Origin of the sequence: Sphingopyxis panaciterrulae (assembly GCF_014199295.1) — a bacterium.
In the GTDB taxonomy this organism is placed as follows: domain Bacteria; phylum Pseudomonadota; class Alphaproteobacteria; order Sphingomonadales; family Sphingomonadaceae; genus Sphingopyxis; species Sphingopyxis panaciterrulae.
Genome location: NZ_JACIJH010000021.1, coordinates 19890 through 35396, shown reverse-complemented (window position 1 = coordinate 35396; position 15507 = coordinate 19890). Strand labels below are relative to the sequence as shown.

The window sequence follows — 15507 nt, the reverse complement described above, 5'->3', positions numbered from 1 at the left end:
CCGGCGCGGAGCGGTTCGGTTCAGTCGCCGGGATTCCAGATGATGGCGAAGGCATCGTCATCGTCCTGCCCGGCGGCGCGGCCGAGGTTGGCGTAGAGGGTGCGACCGCCGAGTTCGGGCGCCGACATGGCGAGCCGGATATATTCGCGGCAGGAGACCTCGCCGGTGCGAACCCAGCCGCCGCCCAGTTCGACACCCGAGGACAATATACGGTAGTCGGGCTGGTCGCCGGTCTTGCCGCGGTTGGGAAGAATGACGATCTCGGCGTTGACCGAAAGCGTCTTCAAAGCGCCGCGGAACGAACCGTCGTCCTGGCGCTGCACATGACCGATTGCGGGCATTTCCATACTCCTTCTCAAGCTCGCCCGACCCGTTGCCGGGCGATGGGCGGACCGAAGGGACGGCCGCGCGCGCCGCGAACCGAAGGCCGCAGCGAAGCGGAGGACCGGAAGCGCGGGGCTGATTTGAAGCGAAGCGGCCGCGAGGAGCGCCGCCTTGGCGGCGCGGGGACATCAGCTCCGCGCGATGGTTTCGCGGGGTGCGCGGTCGTCCCAGGTCTGCGCCCCAGGAGCCGGCGATGGGTGCGGGCGGCCAGTGAAGATATGGATGCGCGCGGCGGCAGGAGCGCCTGGCGATGCCGTTCCGGCGGTGCATCACGGCTTTCGCGCGCGCCGAACCGCGCCTATGGCGACGGCATGATGACGGGTGGAACGACGATAGCGGGGCAGATCGAACGGTTGATCATGCGGCTCGGTGGCGCGGCGGTGTGCGACGGCTGCGTGACCGATCGGCTCAGCCTGTCGGTTCCCGCGCAGGCCAATGTCGTCACCCGCGCGCTCGGCGGGACGCGCGGTTTCGAGCGCATTCGCGACACCTGCACCTTATGCGGGAATGGCAGGACGGTGACCCGTCACCGCGCCAAATAAGCGTCAGGCGGCGGGCGTCTTCTTCGCGCGCGGACGCCGGACCACGGGCTTGACGGCGGGCTTGCGGCCGAGACCGATGGCCTTGGCGAGCGCCTTGCGCCGCTCCGAATAATCGGGGGCGGTCAGCGGATAGTCGGCGGCGAGGCCCCATTTGGTGCGATAATCCTGCGGCGTCAGGCCGTGATCGGTCATCAGGTGCCGCTTGAGCGTCGTGAATTTCTTCCCGTCCTCGAGGCAGACAATATGGTCGGGCTTGACCGAAGCGCGGATCGAGACGGCGGGCTTCTGTTCTTCGACCGGTGCTTCGACGGGCGTCCCGAGACCGGCGAGCGCGGCGTGAACATTGCCGATCAGCGTCGGCAAGTCGGCCATGCCGACGCTGTTGTTCGATACATGCGCCGCAACAATATCGGCGGTGAGCGCCAATAATGTTTCCTGAAGTTCGTCCGCCATCACGTCTCTCCTTCGTTTCTCCTGTAGCAAGGCGGCGACGGCGGGGGAAATACTTTGACCCGCAAATAAAACCGCGCCGCGAGACCGCTTGCGGTCGCGCGGCGCGGCGCGATTTTCAGATGCGAGAAAGTGGGCGGCGGCCGCGCCGCCGCCCGCCTCCATGCTATGCGGCCTCGCGCTCGGGCTGCGGCTCGGGTTGGTTATCGCCGCGCGCCGCCTGCACCTTGGCGTGGGCGGTGACGCTGCCGACACCGCCCCGCGCGGTGTAGGCGGACGGCGGAAAGGCCATCCATTTCGGCACCCAGGCCTCAACCTTGGAGCGTCCGTTGCTGCCCTCCAGATGATCGCGGACAATGCGTTTCAAGACCTTGCCCGGCTCCTTCGCATTGGCGGTCGCGACCTCTTCGCCCGCAACGTCGGCGGCGATGCGGGTCAGCACCTCCTTGTCTCGCAGACACTCAAAAAAGGCGTCGTCGGCCTGCCAAAAACGCGCCATATCGACGCCGATCTCCAGCCCGACCGCCTCGACGGCGGCGCTGCCGCTGGCGAGGCTCTCGCCGATGGCGATGACGATCACGTCCATCACCGCGCGGTCGGGCAGGTCGAGCAAGCGCAGGAAGACGCCGACAAGACCAGTGCCGTTGGCATTGCCGCCGGTCACGGTCGGCTCTTCGGGCGAGAAGTCGAGCAAGGCAAGAACCGCGCGCCTTTTCTCGTCGAACGCGGCTTCGGCGGAGCAGGTTTCGACGCTCTCGCGCACCGCGTCGCTCCGCGTCGTCTGCGCCTCGGACTGAACCTTCCACAGCGGCGACCCGACAATCGCATGAGCGACCATCAAGCGCAGCGCGACCTTGGGATGATGGCAAAGCGCGGCGCGCACGGCGGCGTGGCGGTGCAGGTCGATATAGGTTTGGCAAGTGCCGGTGACTTCGGGGCGCGGTGCCTTGGGGCCGCTGTCGATGGCTTCGCCGCGTTCGAGCCGTTTCGCTTCCTTCGACGTGACATAGCCCTCGTGGAAGGTCACTTCGCCGTTGCTCCGCACCTCGACATAGACGCGCCCGCCCTTGCGCTTGGGCGCTTTGCGATACTCCCATGCCGAGAAATATTCGCCGCGCGGGACGATCACGACATCGGGCCATCCGGCGTCGAGATAATCCTCGCGGCGCGCCTCGATCACCGCATTTTGTGCGGCCCAGAAGGCATCGCTATCGGCAAAATATTGCTCCTTGCCGAACAGGTCGCTGACGATCTGGCCCTTGTAATCGCCAATGTCGAACAGCGCCTTGTCGGTGCCGATCTCGTCGCCGCCGAACAGCCACGCCTTCAATTGGCGTCCGGTCGGACAATAGGCGTCGGCGTCGTCGAACAGCGTCAGCCACGCCTTTTGCTGGCCCTTGCTCGCCAAGGTCAGATGGCGAACGGTCGCGGCGTCGATCTTTTCCTTGCGGTAAAGGTCGCGGATACGCGGCAAGAGATTGCCGAGCGCGAGGATGCGCTTCACCGCCAGTTCGGGCATTCCGAAGGTTGCCGAAATGTCCGCCTCGTCGCGGCCTTCGCGGACCAGCCGCACGAAATTTTCCCAGCGCGTCACCTCGTCGGGCGCGAGCCGCGCGAGATTTTCGATCATCGACGCCTCGATCGCGTCGGCATCGTCGCCATCCTCGAGAATGGCGCACGGCAGCGGGTCGGCGGTGCCGCTTTCGGTGGCGACGATTTGCGCGGCGGTGAAGCGCCGCGCACCCGCGACGATCTCATAGCCATCGGGCGCACAATTCGGGCGGACGATCAGCGGCACGAGAACGCCGCGCGCGCGGACGGTCGGGAGAATGTCGGACACGTCGGGCGCTTTTTTCGCGTAGCGCATATTGGCCTTGCTGATCGACAGCTTGCCAAGGTCGATAAAAGAGAGTCTCATGGTCTTGCTCCTCGTGAGCGCCGGTCCCGTCTTGTCTTGAAGCGGGGCGGGACCGGCTAGGATTGGCGGCGAAACGCGCCGCACGTTATCCGCCGCTTGGCGGAATCTCGTCGTCGTTCACCGCGTCGGACGCGCGGCGAAGCAGGGTTTCGGCAAGCAGGATCGAACCGGCGCGGCGCGACCAGGCCGCCCATGTCGACAGCCGGTGCGCCGTCGCAAAGCCGACATCGCGCTCGATGCCGAGGCCGAAGGGCAAGCGGATCCCCGCCAGTTCGGACAGACTGAACACCCCGAGTTCGGGGCAGCCGAACCCAAGGTCGGCCAATCCGAACAGCGTGTCGCCATCGGCGTAGAGTTCGGTCGCGAGCCATGTCGCGGCGCCGACCGGATTGAAGAATTTGATCACCGGAAAGGGGTCGGGTTCGGTCAATCCCTGCTGGAGCGCGTCGTGATGCGCGGCGGCGTTGGCGCGCAGCGCGGCGTGGAGTTCGGGGGTCAGGAGCATCATGCCGCCGCCCTTCCGTCTTGGCGGTCTTGCGCCTCGGCCCTTCGACCTTGCTCAGGACAGGCATGGCGCGCGAGCAACCAGTCGGCGGCTTTGCTGGCTTGGCTCGCGGCGCGGAAGATCGCGCGATTATCCTCGCGCAGCACGGCCAGCCACGATGCCAGATAGTCAGCATGGCGCACGGTCGGGACGATGCCGAGCGCGGCGCAAAGGAAGGCGCTGCCCATTTCGGCAACCAGTTCCTCGCGGGCATAGTCCTTGCTGCCGAACCCGTTCATCAACTTGCGGTCAAGCCGCGCGGCGTGTCCGGTCGCGTGGGTCAGTTCGTGAAGCGCCGTGCGATAATAGTTCACCTGCTCGAAGAAAGCCGGCTGCGGCGGCACCTGCACATAATCCTCGCTCGGGACGTAAAACGCCTTGTCGCCGCCGATGCGAAAATCGACCCCCGACGCGGCGATGACGGCTTCGGCGACCGGCACGATCTCGCGTTCGGGAAGCGGTGCGGGGTCGACGGCGAGGCCGGGGCGCAGCCCTTCGCATTGCGCGACGTTGAACAGGGTGAAGCGTTTGAGGAAGGCGATGCTCTTGGCCTCGTCGCCGCTCTGGCGCGCGCGTTCCTTCTCGGCCTCGGGGGTGAAGCGGTCGGCATAGACCACGGTGGTGCCGCGCTCGCCCTTGCGGACGGCGCCGCCCGCTTGCAGCGCCTGCCGAAAGGTCAGCCAGCCTTGCGACGGCCAGTCCTGCTCAATCACCGCGCCCCAGAGAATGAGGACATTGACGCCGGAATAGCGGCGGCCGGTGAGCGCATTGCGCGGAAGGCCGGGGCCAGCGCCGCCGCCCTTGCCTTCAGGGCGTCCCCAAGGCTGAACCCAAGGAAAGCGGCCCGCTTCGAGTTCGGCGATGATGCGGCGGGTGACGTCATCGTAGAGATTGGTGCGCGGCGCCGGGGGCTTGGCGCCTCCATCCTCGCGGCCCGCGCGGCGCTTGCTGGTCTGGCACATGGCTGTCCTCCAAGAGCCACCCCAAACCCCCATGGGCCTCCCCCGGCGTGGGGGTGGGCGGCAGATGCGACCTGCCGGGCGCGGCCAGGAGGCGGCCTGCACGCGCAGCCGGGCCCCCATCGCAAAGCGATGGGGTGGCAAGGGCCGCAACGACAGTGGAGGAGCCGGTCCCGAAGGGCCGGCTTGCGGGACGCCGGGCCGCGCCCAGAAGGGCGCGCCGCTCACCCGCGCGACGGAGGGAAGGCCCCGAAACGACGCCGCCGCGCGTTCAGCGCGGCGACGACACGCCGGAGCGCAGCGCCGGCCCCGCGCCAGCGATCATAGCCCGGACGGGGCGGGACACGCGCAGTGCGGCCCGCCTTCGCGTGGCGCCGAAGGGGGGCCAAGCGAAGCTGAGCGCGGTCGCGCCGCAGGCGCGAGGCGCCCGCACGGCCCGGATCAGTCGCCCGCCGAACATCGGCACGCCCGACATCGGGAAGGATGCGGCACCAACCGCGAGCCTCCTCGACCTCGCGCGGTCGCCGGTGTCGATGCGCCAGGCAATCCGTTCAGACGCCAAGCCGTGTTCGAGCAACCTAATGTAACGAGCACTGGGACACAGTCGCCGTTCCTGCGACTCATCACGCATCGCAGCTTCTACCCAAAGTGGAAAACTCCACATTGAACAGGTGGTTGTCCGTTTATGCGCAAGGCTGGCCGTCTCCCGACCGGCCGCTCCTTGTTGGGGCAATCGCAAAAGTGGATGTTCGAAAGCGACATGGTTTCAGCACAGCCCACTTCGTCGAAAGACAAATTCAAGGCTCTGTCCGGACGACGAACAAACGTCGCCTCTTGGCGAGAGCGGACGTTTGTTGTGTTGTGAAATTTTGTCGCCGCGGTGTCGTGCCGGGTCGATCAGCCGACGAAGCGCACCACACCGCCCTCGACCCGCAAAGCCGCGCCGCTCGTCGCCGATGCCTGTTCGGAACAAGCATAGACGATCATGTTGGCGACCTCGTCGGTTATCGCGAAGCGGCCGAGCAGGCTGGTCGGGCGCATCGCCGCGAGGAAGCCTTGTTCGGCTTCATCCTGAGTGATGGCCTGCGCCTCCGCCTGTTTCGCCATAAAGTCACCGAGGATTTCGGACCGGGTCGGACCGGGCAAGACTGCGTTGACCGTCACGCCGGTGCCCGCCACGGCCTCCGCGAACCCGCGCGATACCGCGAGCTGCGCGGTCTTGGTCATGCCGTAATCCAGCATCTCCTTGGGGATGTTGACCGCCGATTCGCTGCTGACGAACACGACGCGGCCCCAGCCCTGGCCTGCCATCCGGGGCAGATAGTGCCGCGTCGCGCGTACCCCGCTCATGACGTTGAGCTGAAACAGGCCCAGCCAGTCCTCGTCGGGAATGGCGGCGATGTCGTCGACGCCGTGATACTCGCGGATGTGAGCGGACCCGACGTTGTTGACGAGGATGTCGGCGTCAGGCGCCGCGGCGATCAGCGCCGCTACGCCTTCGGCCGTCGCCATGTCCGCGGCGACGCCGGTGATGTCGGCCTTGGGCACTGTCCGGCGAATCTGTCGCACGGCCTCCTCGACCCGGGCGTTGGTGCGGCCATTGACGACGACCGCGGCGCCCGCGCGTGCCAGTCCTTCCGCTGTGGCGCGGCCGATGCCGGCGGTGGAACCGGTAACGATGGCCTTACGGCCGGTCAGATCGATGATCATGCTGTTCTCTCTCGCTTACTGGTCGTCCGGTTTGACATGGGATTTTTCCATTTCGACGCGATCGGACCGCGCTCGATCCGATCGCGTGCGCCATGCCCCGCCGGAGCCCGTTTTTGTCAGTCGAACTGGACCAGATCCTTGAAGATCAGGCGGCCCCAGCTATTCCCTTGCGCCTGCACAAGCAGGCCACCTTCCGAAAGCCCGCCAAGGTTGATCGGCGCGAAACCTAGCTGATCCGCAAGCGCCCCGATTTCCTCGGCAGCAGCCTCGTCATCGCTCGTCAGGAAAACGACTCGCCTGCCCCCATGTGCCACCGGGTCCTGGTCGAGGACGGCAGCGACCAGATGGTTGAAGCCCTTGACCAGCCTGCCGCCGGCGAAGGCCTCGCCAACCACCTTGGCGGAAGGCTGTCCGCCCAGCTCCTCATCAGGAACGCCGTAGGCGTTGGTCACATCGACGATAATCTTCCCCTGCCAGCTGGGCAGCACCTTCGCGACATCCGAATGCGACTGGAACCGGACAGCCAGGAAGATGATGTCCGCCTCGGCGGCTTCCGCGAGCGTTTTGGGAGTGATCCCGGGTCCGATCGCCGCCGCAGCGGATGCAAAGCTCTCCGGGTCGCGCGTGGTCGCGACGGATATGTCAATACCGCGTCGGGCAAATGCCCTGGCCAGGGTCTGGCCGATCTCGCCGAAGCCGATGATTGCATAGGTCATAATATTTCTCCGATCTTGTGTGATGCCAGGGGTCAGACTTGCGCCATGCCTCCATCGACGGCGAGATCCACACCGGTGACGTAGGAACTTTCATCGGAGGCGAGGAAGGTGACGGCCGCCGCGATTTCCTCTGGCTTGCCTCTGCGACCCATAGGGATCTGCGAAGCGAATTGGGCGGCCGCTTGCTCGGCTTGCTCAGGCGTAAGGCCCGTCGTTGTCTCCAGGGCAGGCGTTTCGATCGGTCCGGGGCTCATGGCATTCACCCGAATTCCGCGGTCTTTCAGCTCCAGCGTCCAGGCACGCGCGAAGTTTCGCACAGCCGCCTTACTGGCGGCGTAGGCGCTGAACCCTGGCAGCCCCAACACGTTCGAGACCGAAGAATTCAGGACAATCGAACCGCCGTCCTTGAAAAGGGGAAGGGCCTTCTGCACCGTGAAGAACAACCCCTTCACGTTTACGTCGAAGGTCTGGTCAAAATGGGCCTCGGTAGCCGCCGCGAGCGGCGCGATCGTCCCAGCGCCCGCGTTCGCGAAGAGAATGTCGATGTGCCCATACTTCTCTTGCACGGTCGCGTAGAGCCTATCCAGATCTTCCAAGCGCGATACGTCGCCTACGACCGCCGTAATGTTTCCTCCGATGAAGGTTGCGGCCGCCTCCAACTCTTTCTCTCTTCGCCCGGTGATCACGACATGCGCGCCTTCTTCCACGAAGCGCTTGGCCGTGGCCAACCCGATCCCGCTGCTGCCGCCCGTTATGACGGCGACCTTATCTTCCAGCTTTTTCATAGTCCTTCATCCTTCGTTGCGTGGGGCCCAGGCATGGGACCACGACGGGGTCAGAGTTGTGCCAGCCCACCGTCGACGGCGAGTTCGCTGGCGGTCATGAAGCTGCTGTCCGATGACGCGAGAAAGGCAGCCGCCGCCCCGATCTCCGCCGGATCGCCCATGCGCTGGAGCGCGGTCATCGAGCCGTAAGCCTTCTGACCCTCCTCGCCGAGCGCTGCCGTGGCCAGTTCGGTCGCCGTCGGCCCCGGCGACAGCACGTTCACCCGGATGCCGGTGCCCTTCAGCTCCTCCGCCCAGGTCCGCGCGAGATTGCGCACGGCGGCCTTGCTTGCGCTGTAGGCAGAAAATCCCGGAGCGCCCGTCGTGCCGGCGCTCGATCCGGTCAGGACGATCGAACCGCCCTCGCCCATCAGCGGCAACGCCTTCTGGACCGTGAAGATCGTACCCTTCACATTGATGTTGAAAGTCTCGTCGATGTGCGCGGCGGTGATCTCGCCAAGCTTGAGCTGGCTTCCCCCGCCGGCATTGGCGAAGATGATGTCCAGGCTTCCGCGCTCGGCTTTCACCGCTGCGTAAAGTCGGTCGAGGTCGGCCTCATCGGAAACCGAGCCCTTCACCGCCCGGGCATTGAGCCCAAGCTCTGCCAAGGCCGCGTCGAGCGCATCCTGTCGGCGGCCGAAGATGAAGACAAAGGCGCCTTCCTCGATGAAGCGCTTTGCAGCGGCGAGGCCGATGCCGGTAGCGCCGCCGGTGATGACGGCGGTCTTTCCATTCAATCTGGTCATAGTATGCAGTCCTTGTTTCGCCGTCTCGGGTTGTGGCGGAAGGGAGGTCCGCCGAGACCCCGAAGATGGGGCTGCCGAAGTCCGGCGGTGAGTAGGAAATCCCGCACATCGGTGGTGCGAAAACGATCCAGCCGGACGGCTGAACGCCGCGATAAGCGCGCATTCCATTGCTCAGTATGTTAGGGCAGGTTTTGGAAGATGCGGCTGACGGCGCGGGAATGCACCATGATCGACTGGGATGACGTTCGCTACTTTCTCGCCATCGCGCGCGGAGGCTCGGTGCGGTCAGCGGCTGGGCGCCTCGGGGTGAACCACTCCACCGTGCTGCGACGCATCGCCCAGCTCGAGGAACGCCTCGGGGTGCAGATGTTCGAAAAGCTGCCTTCGGGCTACCGTCTGACGGCGGCGGGCGAGGAAGTGCTCGAGCTCGCCGCCCAGATGGAAACCTCGTCGCTCCAGCTGGAGACGCGCGTGTTCGGGCGCGACCAGAGCGTGCGCGGACTGTTGCGGGTGACGTTGACACCGATCCTTGCGAGTCATCTGCTCATGCCGGACCTTGCCGATTTCGCGCGCCTCCATCCGGAAATCGAGATGGAAATCCTGTCGTCCGGCGAACTGGCAAATCTGACCAACCGCGAGGCCGACGTCGCGCTCCGCGTCGTCTACGACCGCAAAACCCTGCCGCTCAATCTTCACGGTCTGAAGGGGCCGGAGCTGTTCGGCGGCGTCTACATCTCCCGCGATCGACTGGCCGCATGGCGCGCAGGCACGCCCGATCCCCTCCGGTGGATCGTCATCAGCATGCACGGCATTCCGGATTGGGCCAACGAAGGCGAGGTTCGTATCACCGGGGTTCCATTCAGGGTCACGGACGCCGCGGCGGAGATTGCGGCCGTACGCCAAGGGCTCGGGATCACGACACTGCCGTGCTTCGTCGGAGATGCCGACCCCCTGCTGGTGAGGGTGCCGGGCACCGACCTGCACATGTACGGAACGCTCTGGACTCTTACACAGGGGGAGACACGCAAGACAAAGCGCGTGCGACTGTTCACGGAGTTCGTATCCCGCAGGCTCGCCGCCTATGCTCCGCTTCTCGCAGGGCTGTCGCGCGACTGATGCGCAGTGGGCCGGTGCACGAACCGCTATCGCGGATTGGCTTTAGCAGCGATGGAAAGCGGCCCAGCGAGCGCCGCGGCTGATTGAACGTCGTCTGCCATAGGCAGAGCTTTTCGACTCCTTCAACTGAGGAGTCGAACGATGAATGAGCTTATCCAGATTGGCCCGATCAGCCCACTGCGCCAGCGGCTGATCGACGACATGGCCATGCGCCGGTTTTCGCGCGAGACGCAGCGTAACTATCTGCGCGACGTCGGGCGGTTCGCGACCTGGCTGGGGCGCTCGCCCCATACCGCGACCGCCGAGGATATCCGGCAGTTCCAGTTCGAGCAGCACGAGGCGGGCGTACCGGCGCCGACGATGAACAGCATCGTCTCGGCGCTGCGGTTCTTGTTCACGCATACGCTCGACCGCCCCGACCTCGCGCGCAAGCTGGTCCGCACCAGGCAGGTTCGCAAGATCCCCGTCGTACTGACCATGGCCGAGGTGAAGCGGCTGCTCGATGCGACCCGCTGCCTCAAGCACCAGGCGGCGCTGTCGGTCGCCTATGGTGCCGGACTGCGTGTCGCCGAGGTGTCTGCGCTGAAGGTGACCGATATCGACAGCAAGCGCATGCTGTTGCGGATCGAGCGCGGTAAAGGCGGCCGCTACCGCAACGCGATGCTGCCCGAAGGCCTGCTCCTGTTGCTGCGCGACTGGTGGCGTGCCGGACGGCAACAAGGCATCCTCGTTCCCGATGGCTGGCTCTTCCCGGGCCAGAGCGCTTCGGCGCCGATCAGCACGCGCCAGCTCTATCGGATCGTCGTCGAGGCAGCCGAGGCCGCGGATATCGACAAGCGTGTCGGACCGCACACCCTGCGCCACAGCTTCGCCACGCACTTGCTCGAGGATGGCGTCGATATCCGCGTCATCCAGGTGTTGCTCGGTCATTCCGCACTCAACACCACCGCCTTTTACACGAAGGTCACAACGAAGACGATGCGCGCGGTGACCAGCCCGCTCGACCGGCTCGCGCTGGTCGCGCCGGACGAAGAGGCGTCTGACGGCTGAAGCGATGCGCGCCTCTCTCGAGGTCGCCGACATCTTCCGTGCCGCGGGGCCTGCCTATCGCATGGCCCATGCCGGGCACCTCAGCCTGCATCAGCTCAAGATCATGTCGGCGATCGAGCATTGCCGCACCGCCGCGCTCGGCGGTCATGTCGAGGCCTGTACCGACTGCGGGCACTGGCGGATCGCCTATAACAGCTGCCGCAACCGGCACTGCCCCAGGTGCCAGGGCGCCGCCGCGCGCAGCTGGCTCGAAGCCCGCGAGGCTGATCTCCTCCCGGTCGGCTATTTCCACGTCGTGTTCACGCTGCCTGCCGAGGTTACCGCGATCGCCTATTACAACAAGGCGCTGGTCTATGATCTGCTGTTCAAGGCCGCCGCCGATACGATGCTCACCATCGCCGCCGACCCGAAGCACCTCGGCGCCCGGATCGGTATCACCGCCGTCCTCCACACATGGGGCTCGGCGCTCACCCATCATCCGCATATCCACATGATCGTGCCCGGCGGCGGCCTATCGCGCGATGGAACGCGCTGGATATCCGCGCGCCCCGCCTTCCTGCTCCCGGTCCGCGTCCTTGGTGCCCTGTTCCGACGCCTGTTCCTGACCCGGCTGCGCGCGCTGCACGATGACGGCAAGCTCGCTTTCTTTGGCAGCCTCACGCATCTCGCCGAACGGCGCGCTTTCCTGCGGCACCTCTCGCCGGTCCGCAAGAAGCGCTGGGTCGTCTATGCCAAGCCGCCGTTCGCCGGGCCCGAGGTGGTGCTCGCTTACCTCGCGCGCTACACCCACCGGGTCGCCATATCGAACAGCCGCCTCCTCCGGTTCGACGAGGCCGGGGTCACCTTCCGCTACAGGGATTATCGCAAGGCCGGTGCCGGACGGCAGCAGGTCATGACCCTCGCCGCCGACGAGTTCATCCGCCGCTTTCTACTTCACGCCCTGCCGCGCGGGTTCCACCGCATCCGTCACTATGGCCTGCTCGCCAGCGCACGCCGCAAGGATCATCTCGAACGCGCGCGCCGCCTGCTCAACGTCGCGCCGCCACCGGCCGACGAACCGACCGATGATGCAGAGCCCCGGCCGACCTGTCCGTGCTGCGGCGGCACGATGATCATCATCGAGGTCTTCGAGCGCCGCAATCAGCCTCGCGCGCCGCCCCAGCCGGCGGTCTCATCCGGGACACCTGCGCCGTGACCCGGCACGACCTGGCACCGACACGATCCAGCGCACACCCGCGCCTGGAAGCGAACCCGCTCGCGCCGACGCTGCCCAAAAGCAGACGCCGCACTGTCAAAATCGGCCCGTCCGCTTTTGCACGTCCGCTTTTGCGATCTAAATTCAGACGGTCCGATCTCAGATACGTCCGATTTTGGGCAGCAACGTCCAGCACCATGACCTGCGCAAAACAGCTTTCCCCATAGCTCAGCCCATGACCACCGCGGTTCGGGCACCGAAGACTTTCCGACGCCTGGCGGCGTCTGAAACTCTCAACGATTCGGACTGACTGCTTTTAGCGTGCAAACGAGGATAGCGGACGTTTAGCAACAGGCCAAAGCGTTCGCTTCCAGAGGGCGTGGTCCTTGTCAGCGCCGCAAAGCAAGCGAAAGCAGCTTTGCGGCTATCGATGCCGGCAATCGTCCCTGTCCGAAGGTATGCCCCAACCAATGCCTCGATCCAATCGACCAGGAGCCGACCGCCACCTAGCTTGCTGAACGTCGTGATTGCACGGCTTTCAGGAGGATCGAGACATGAAACCCGACACTATTGCAACGCCCGACACCTCGGGCTTCGAAGAGCTGGTTCCGTCGCGCTATGCGCTGCGGATCGGCGACATCGATGTGCTTGTTGTCAGCGACGGCGTGCTGCCGCTGCCCACCGAAACGATGGCCACCAATGTGGACCCCGCGGTCCGCGCCGAATGGTTCAAGGATATGTTCGTCGGACCCGACATGTTCGACTGGGCTCTCAATGTCCTCGTGCTGCGCAGCGGCGACAAGACCATCTTGGTCGATGCGGGCCTCGGCGGCCAGTTCCCCGGTTTCCCACGCGCCGGCCAGTTTCCCAAGCGGCTGCAGGCCGCGGGGATCGACTTGGCATCAGTCACCGACATCATCATCACGCATATGCACATGGATCATGTCGGGGGGCTGCTCGTCGAGGACGTGAATCGACGTCTGAATCCGGACGTGCGCATCCATGTCACGGCCACCGAAATCGCCTTCTGGCAGACCCCCGACTTCGACCAGACGGCGATGCCTAACCCCGTTCCCGAGGTTCTGCGCAAGACCGCTACGCAGTTCATCGATGCCTATGCCGACAAGATCATGGCCTTCGACGAGGAGTGCGAAGTGGCGCCGGGCGTGGTCGCAAAGCTGACCGGCGGGCACACGCCGGGGCACTGCGTCGTCCATGTCGCATCGGGTGGCGAGCGCCTGACCTTCGCGGGCGACGCGCTCTTCCCCGTCGGTTTCGACCATCCCGACTGGCATAACGGCTTCGAGCATGATCCCGAAGAATCGGTGCGCGTGCGCGTTCGCCTGTTGCAGCAAGCGGCCGCGAGCGGTGAGTATCTCGTCGCGACGCATTTGCCCTTCCCTTCGGTGGGCCGCGTCGCCGCCGATGGCGACGCCTTCCGCTGGGTCGCTGCCTTCTGGGATTTCTGATCTCCAGCCGAAGGCTCCCCTGGGGGCGTACCGACCGATCGCGCCGGTATGCCCCCAACCGGCAGAACACCGCCCCCTCCAGTCCAGGGAATTCGAAATGCGGCATCCGTGCGAGCCCGTCTCGCTGCACGCTTATGGTCCGTCAGGCCGAATGCGCAGCAAGCCTGTCTGCAAGAAAATCGGTGAACAATCGGACGCGCAGCGGTGCAAGGCGGCCGAAAGCGTGCAGCGCCTGGACGGGAACCGAGGCGAGCGGATCGTGCGGGAATATCTCGGCGAGGCGTCCCGCGGCAAGATCGTCCGCCACCGCCAGCCGAAGCAGCTGCGCAATGCCGACCCCGCCGAGCGCCGCAATCCGCATCGCCTGACCCGAATCGGTGTCGAGTGCCCCTTCGGGCAGCAGATCGGTCCCGTCGGCGAAGCGAATGGGATAGGCCTGCGACCCAAGCCGATACCGGATATGCGGCAATTGCGCGAGCGCTTCGCGCGTCGCGGGATGGGCAACGCGTTCGAGCCATTGAGGCGCCGCGACGAGGATGAGCGGCAGGGTCGCAAGACGTCGCACCATCCAGTCGACATTCCCCATTTCGCCGACACGCAACGCCACGTCATAGCCTTCGCGGATCAGGTCGACATGGCGATCGGTGATACTGATCTCAAGCTTGATCTCGGGATAGCGCGGGACGAATTCCCGGGTGAGCGCTTCCATCAACGCGGGACCGAGCACGCCGGGAATGCTGGCGCGCAGCACCCCCTGCGCGCGTTCAGCCCCCTTCAAGGCGTCGCCGGCTTCGTCGAGGGCACGCAGCAGCGGGGCGATGCGCTCGTAATAGGCGGTCCCGTCGACAGTCAGCGTCAGCGAACGGGTGGACCGGAGGAAAAGTTTGACGCCGAGGCGTCGTTCGAGCCGTTCGACGCTCTTAGAAACCGCGGAGGGGGTGGTCCCGGCAAGACGCGCCGCGGCGCTGAACGAACCCGTCTCGACGGCGCGCACGAAGGCATGAAGTCCGGTCGTCGGTTCGAGGCCAGCGGTCATTCGATAGTTTTTAGCAAAAATGATGTGCCTGTCTCCAGTCTAATTTTCCGAACTAGAAAAGCCAAATCCATCGCCGTCTTCAACCACAGAGGTGAATTATGGACAGTTTGAAGGGAAAGGTCGCCGTAGTTACCGGCGGCAACAGCGGCATTGGTTTCGCGAGCGCGAAACTCTTTGCCGAGCAGGGCGCGCAAGTGGTGATCACCGGGCGGCGCCAGGCCGCACTCGACGAGGCAGTCCGGTCGATCGGCCCTGCTGCGGTAGCGATCTGCGGCGACGTCGCCGACCCGGCGCACCACCGCGCGGTCGCGGACCTTATTCGCGAGCGTTTCGGCGGTGCGGACATCTATATGGCGAACGCCGGAGTCAACACGATCACGCCATCGGGCGAGGTGCGCGAAGCCGAATATGACACCCAGTTCGGAATCAATGCCCGCGGCACTTTCTTTGGGGTCCAAGCGATCGCGCCGCACCTGCAGGAGCGAGCCTCGATCATCCTTGTCGGTTCGCTCGCGAGCGACAAGGTGCTCGACGGACACGCCGTCTATGCCGGGACCAAGGCGGCGATCGGGGCGTTCGCGCGAAGCTGGGCGCTCGAATTCAAGGACCGCGGCATCCGCGTCAACATGCTCAGTCCCGGGCCAACCGAAACCGAGATCCTCGGCAAGCTGGGCGTGGCGCCCGAAGAGCGTGGCGCTTTTGCCGAAATGATGGCGGGCGCAATCCCGCTCGCGCGGCTCGGCCGGCCGGAGGAACTCGCGCGCGCTGCACTGTTCCTCGCGTCCGACGCCAGCAGCTTCGTGACCGGTATCAACCTGCGCGTCGACGGCGGCATGGCGCTGCTCTGA

Annotated in this window: 16 protein-coding genes; 6 read left to right on the top strand and 10 right to left on the bottom strand. The window is 65.6% G+C overall.

From position 1 onward, the window contains the following. Positions 1-20: 20 nt before the first annotated feature. A complete protein-coding gene (locus FHR21_RS19580; RefSeq protein WP_184101424.1) occupies positions 21-341 on the bottom strand; it encodes a DUF736 domain-containing protein in 321 nt (106 codons plus the stop codon). 357 nt (positions 342-698) lie between these two features. On the opposite strand from FHR21_RS19580, the gene FHR21_RS19575 reads away from it, so the two are divergent. Further along, the gene (locus tag FHR21_RS19575; RefSeq protein ID WP_246427352.1) at positions 699-926 is read left to right on the top strand and encodes a hypothetical protein; all 228 of its coding nucleotides are present in this window, start codon (positions 699-701) and stop codon (positions 924-926) included. A 3-nt stretch (positions 927-929) separates the two neighbouring features. On the opposite strand, the gene FHR21_RS19570 is transcribed toward FHR21_RS19575, so the two are convergent. The 8 genes from FHR21_RS19570 to FHR21_RS19535 all read right to left on the bottom strand — a co-directional run bounded on the left by FHR21_RS19570 (position 930) and on the right by FHR21_RS19535 (position 8793). Continuing rightward, a complete protein-coding gene (locus FHR21_RS19570; RefSeq protein WP_184101422.1) occupies positions 930-1379 on the bottom strand; it encodes a Ros/MucR family transcriptional regulator in 450 nt (149 codons plus the stop codon). 163 nt (positions 1380-1542) lie between these two features. Further along, the gene (locus FHR21_RS19565; protein WP_184101420.1) at positions 1543-3294 is read right to left on the bottom strand and encodes a ParB/RepB/Spo0J family partition protein; all 1752 of its coding nucleotides are present in this window, start codon (positions 3292-3294) and stop codon (positions 1543-1545) included. 85 nt (positions 3295-3379) lie between these two features. Beyond that, positions 3380-3802: a DUF2958 domain-containing protein gene (locus FHR21_RS19560; RefSeq protein WP_184101418.1), complete on the bottom strand. Its 423-nt coding sequence runs from the start codon at positions 3800-3802 to the stop codon at positions 3380-3382. Continuing rightward, positions 3799-4800 carry an ArdC family protein gene (locus FHR21_RS19555; RefSeq protein WP_184101416.1) on the bottom strand — a complete coding sequence of 334 codons (1002 nt, stop codon included), beginning with the start codon at positions 4798-4800 and terminating at the stop codon, positions 3799-3801. Before FHR21_RS19555 ends, FHR21_RS19560 begins: the two co-directional genes overlap by 4 nt. 894 nt (positions 4801-5694) lie before the next feature. Continuing rightward, positions 5695-6507 (bottom strand): SDR family NAD(P)-dependent oxidoreductase, encoded by an 813-nt coding sequence (locus FHR21_RS19550; protein WP_184101414.1) that lies wholly within the window; start codon positions 6505-6507, stop codon positions 5695-5697. A gap of 116 nt (positions 6508-6623) precedes the next feature. Then, the gene (locus FHR21_RS19545; protein WP_184101412.1) at positions 6624-7223 is read right to left on the bottom strand and encodes an NADPH-dependent F420 reductase; all 600 of its coding nucleotides are present in this window, start codon (positions 7221-7223) and stop codon (positions 6624-6626) included. A gap of 32 nt (positions 7224-7255) precedes the next feature. Further along, positions 7256-8008 carry an SDR family NAD(P)-dependent oxidoreductase gene (locus FHR21_RS19540; protein WP_184101410.1) on the bottom strand — a complete coding sequence of 251 codons (753 nt, stop codon included), beginning with the start codon at positions 8006-8008 and terminating at the stop codon, positions 7256-7258. A 50-nt stretch (positions 8009-8058) separates the two neighbouring features. Beyond that, on the bottom strand, positions 8059-8793 hold the full coding sequence (locus FHR21_RS19535) for an SDR family NAD(P)-dependent oxidoreductase (protein WP_184101408.1): 735 nt from the start codon (positions 8791-8793) through the stop codon (positions 8059-8061). Positions 8794-9018: 225 nt separating this feature from the next. Here FHR21_RS19535 and FHR21_RS19530 point away from each other — a divergent pair, with 225 nt between their 5' ends. From FHR21_RS19530 to FHR21_RS19515, 4 genes are all read left to right on the top strand, one after another. Continuing rightward, positions 9019-9909 carry a LysR family transcriptional regulator gene (locus FHR21_RS19530; RefSeq protein WP_184101406.1) on the top strand — a complete coding sequence of 297 codons (891 nt, stop codon included), beginning with the start codon at positions 9019-9021 and terminating at the stop codon, positions 9907-9909. A 141-nt stretch (positions 9910-10050) separates the two neighbouring features. Beyond that, positions 10051-10959 (top strand): tyrosine-type recombinase/integrase, encoded by a 909-nt coding sequence (locus FHR21_RS19525; RefSeq protein ID WP_184101404.1) that lies wholly within the window; start codon positions 10051-10053, stop codon positions 10957-10959. A 4-nt stretch (positions 10960-10963) separates the two neighbouring features. Beyond that, positions 10964-12154, top strand: coding sequence for an IS91 family transposase (locus tag FHR21_RS19520; RefSeq protein WP_184101402.1), 1191 nt, complete (start codon positions 10964-10966; stop codon positions 12152-12154). A 554-nt stretch (positions 12155-12708) separates the two neighbouring features. Further along, the gene (locus tag FHR21_RS19515) at positions 12709-13623 is read left to right on the top strand and encodes an MBL fold metallo-hydrolase (RefSeq protein ID WP_184101400.1); all 915 of its coding nucleotides are present in this window, start codon (positions 12709-12711) and stop codon (positions 13621-13623) included. A gap of 142 nt (positions 13624-13765) precedes the next feature. Here FHR21_RS19515 and FHR21_RS19510 read toward each other — a convergent pair whose 3' ends face one another. Next, entirely contained in the window at positions 13766-14659 is an 894-nt protein-coding gene (locus FHR21_RS19510) for a LysR family transcriptional regulator (protein WP_184101398.1), read from the bottom strand. Between the two features lie 98 nt (positions 14660-14757). Between FHR21_RS19510 and FHR21_RS19505 the strand changes: the two genes are divergently transcribed. Further along, complete coding sequence (locus FHR21_RS19505) at positions 14758-15507, top strand: SDR family NAD(P)-dependent oxidoreductase (RefSeq protein WP_184101396.1); 750 nt, start codon at positions 14758-14760, stop codon at positions 15505-15507.

Coding starts and splice junctions, on each gene's coding strand:
- FHR21_RS19530 (WP_184101406.1), top strand. CDS start 9,019: ATGATCGACTGGGATGACGTTCGCTACTTTCTCGCCATCGCGCGCGGA.
- FHR21_RS19555 (WP_184101416.1), bottom strand. CDS start 4,800: ATGTGCCAGACCAGCAAGCGCCGCGCGGGCCGCGAGGATGGAGGCGCC.
- FHR21_RS19535 (WP_184101408.1), bottom strand. CDS start 8,793: ATGACCAGATTGAATGGAAAGACCGCCGTCATCACCGGCGGCGCTACC.
- FHR21_RS19515 (WP_184101400.1), top strand. CDS start 12,709: ATGAAACCCGACACTATTGCAACGCCCGACACCTCGGGCTTCGAAGAG.
- FHR21_RS19575 (WP_246427352.1), top strand. CDS start 699: ATGACGGGTGGAACGACGATAGCGGGGCAGATCGAACGGTTGATCATG.
- FHR21_RS19565 (WP_184101420.1), bottom strand. CDS start 3,294: ATGAGACTCTCTTTTATCGACCTTGGCAAGCTGTCGATCAGCAAGGCC.
- FHR21_RS19525 (WP_184101404.1), top strand. CDS start 10,051: ATGAATGAGCTTATCCAGATTGGCCCGATCAGCCCACTGCGCCAGCGG.
- FHR21_RS19570 (WP_184101422.1), bottom strand. CDS start 1,379: ATGGCGGACGAACTTCAGGAAACATTATTGGCGCTCACCGCCGATATT.
- FHR21_RS19545 (WP_184101412.1), bottom strand. CDS start 7,223: ATGACCTATGCAATCATCGGCTTCGGCGAGATCGGCCAGACCCTGGCC.
- FHR21_RS19560 (WP_184101418.1), bottom strand. CDS start 3,802: ATGATGCTCCTGACCCCCGAACTCCACGCCGCGCTGCGCGCCAACGCC.
- FHR21_RS19550 (WP_184101414.1), bottom strand. CDS start 6,507: ATGATCATCGATCTGACCGGCCGTAAGGCCATCGTTACCGGTTCCACC.
- FHR21_RS19540 (WP_184101410.1), bottom strand. CDS start 8,008: ATGAAAAAGCTGGAAGATAAGGTCGCCGTCATAACGGGCGGCAGCAGC.
- FHR21_RS19580 (WP_184101424.1), bottom strand. CDS start 341: ATGCCCGCAATCGGTCATGTGCAGCGCCAGGACGACGGTTCGTTCCGC.
- FHR21_RS19520 (WP_184101402.1), top strand. CDS start 10,964: ATGCGCGCCTCTCTCGAGGTCGCCGACATCTTCCGTGCCGCGGGGCCT.
- FHR21_RS19510 (WP_184101398.1), bottom strand. CDS start 14,659: ATGACCGCTGGCCTCGAACCGACGACCGGACTTCATGCCTTCGTGCGC.
- FHR21_RS19505 (WP_184101396.1), top strand. CDS start 14,758: ATGGACAGTTTGAAGGGAAAGGTCGCCGTAGTTACCGGCGGCAACAGC.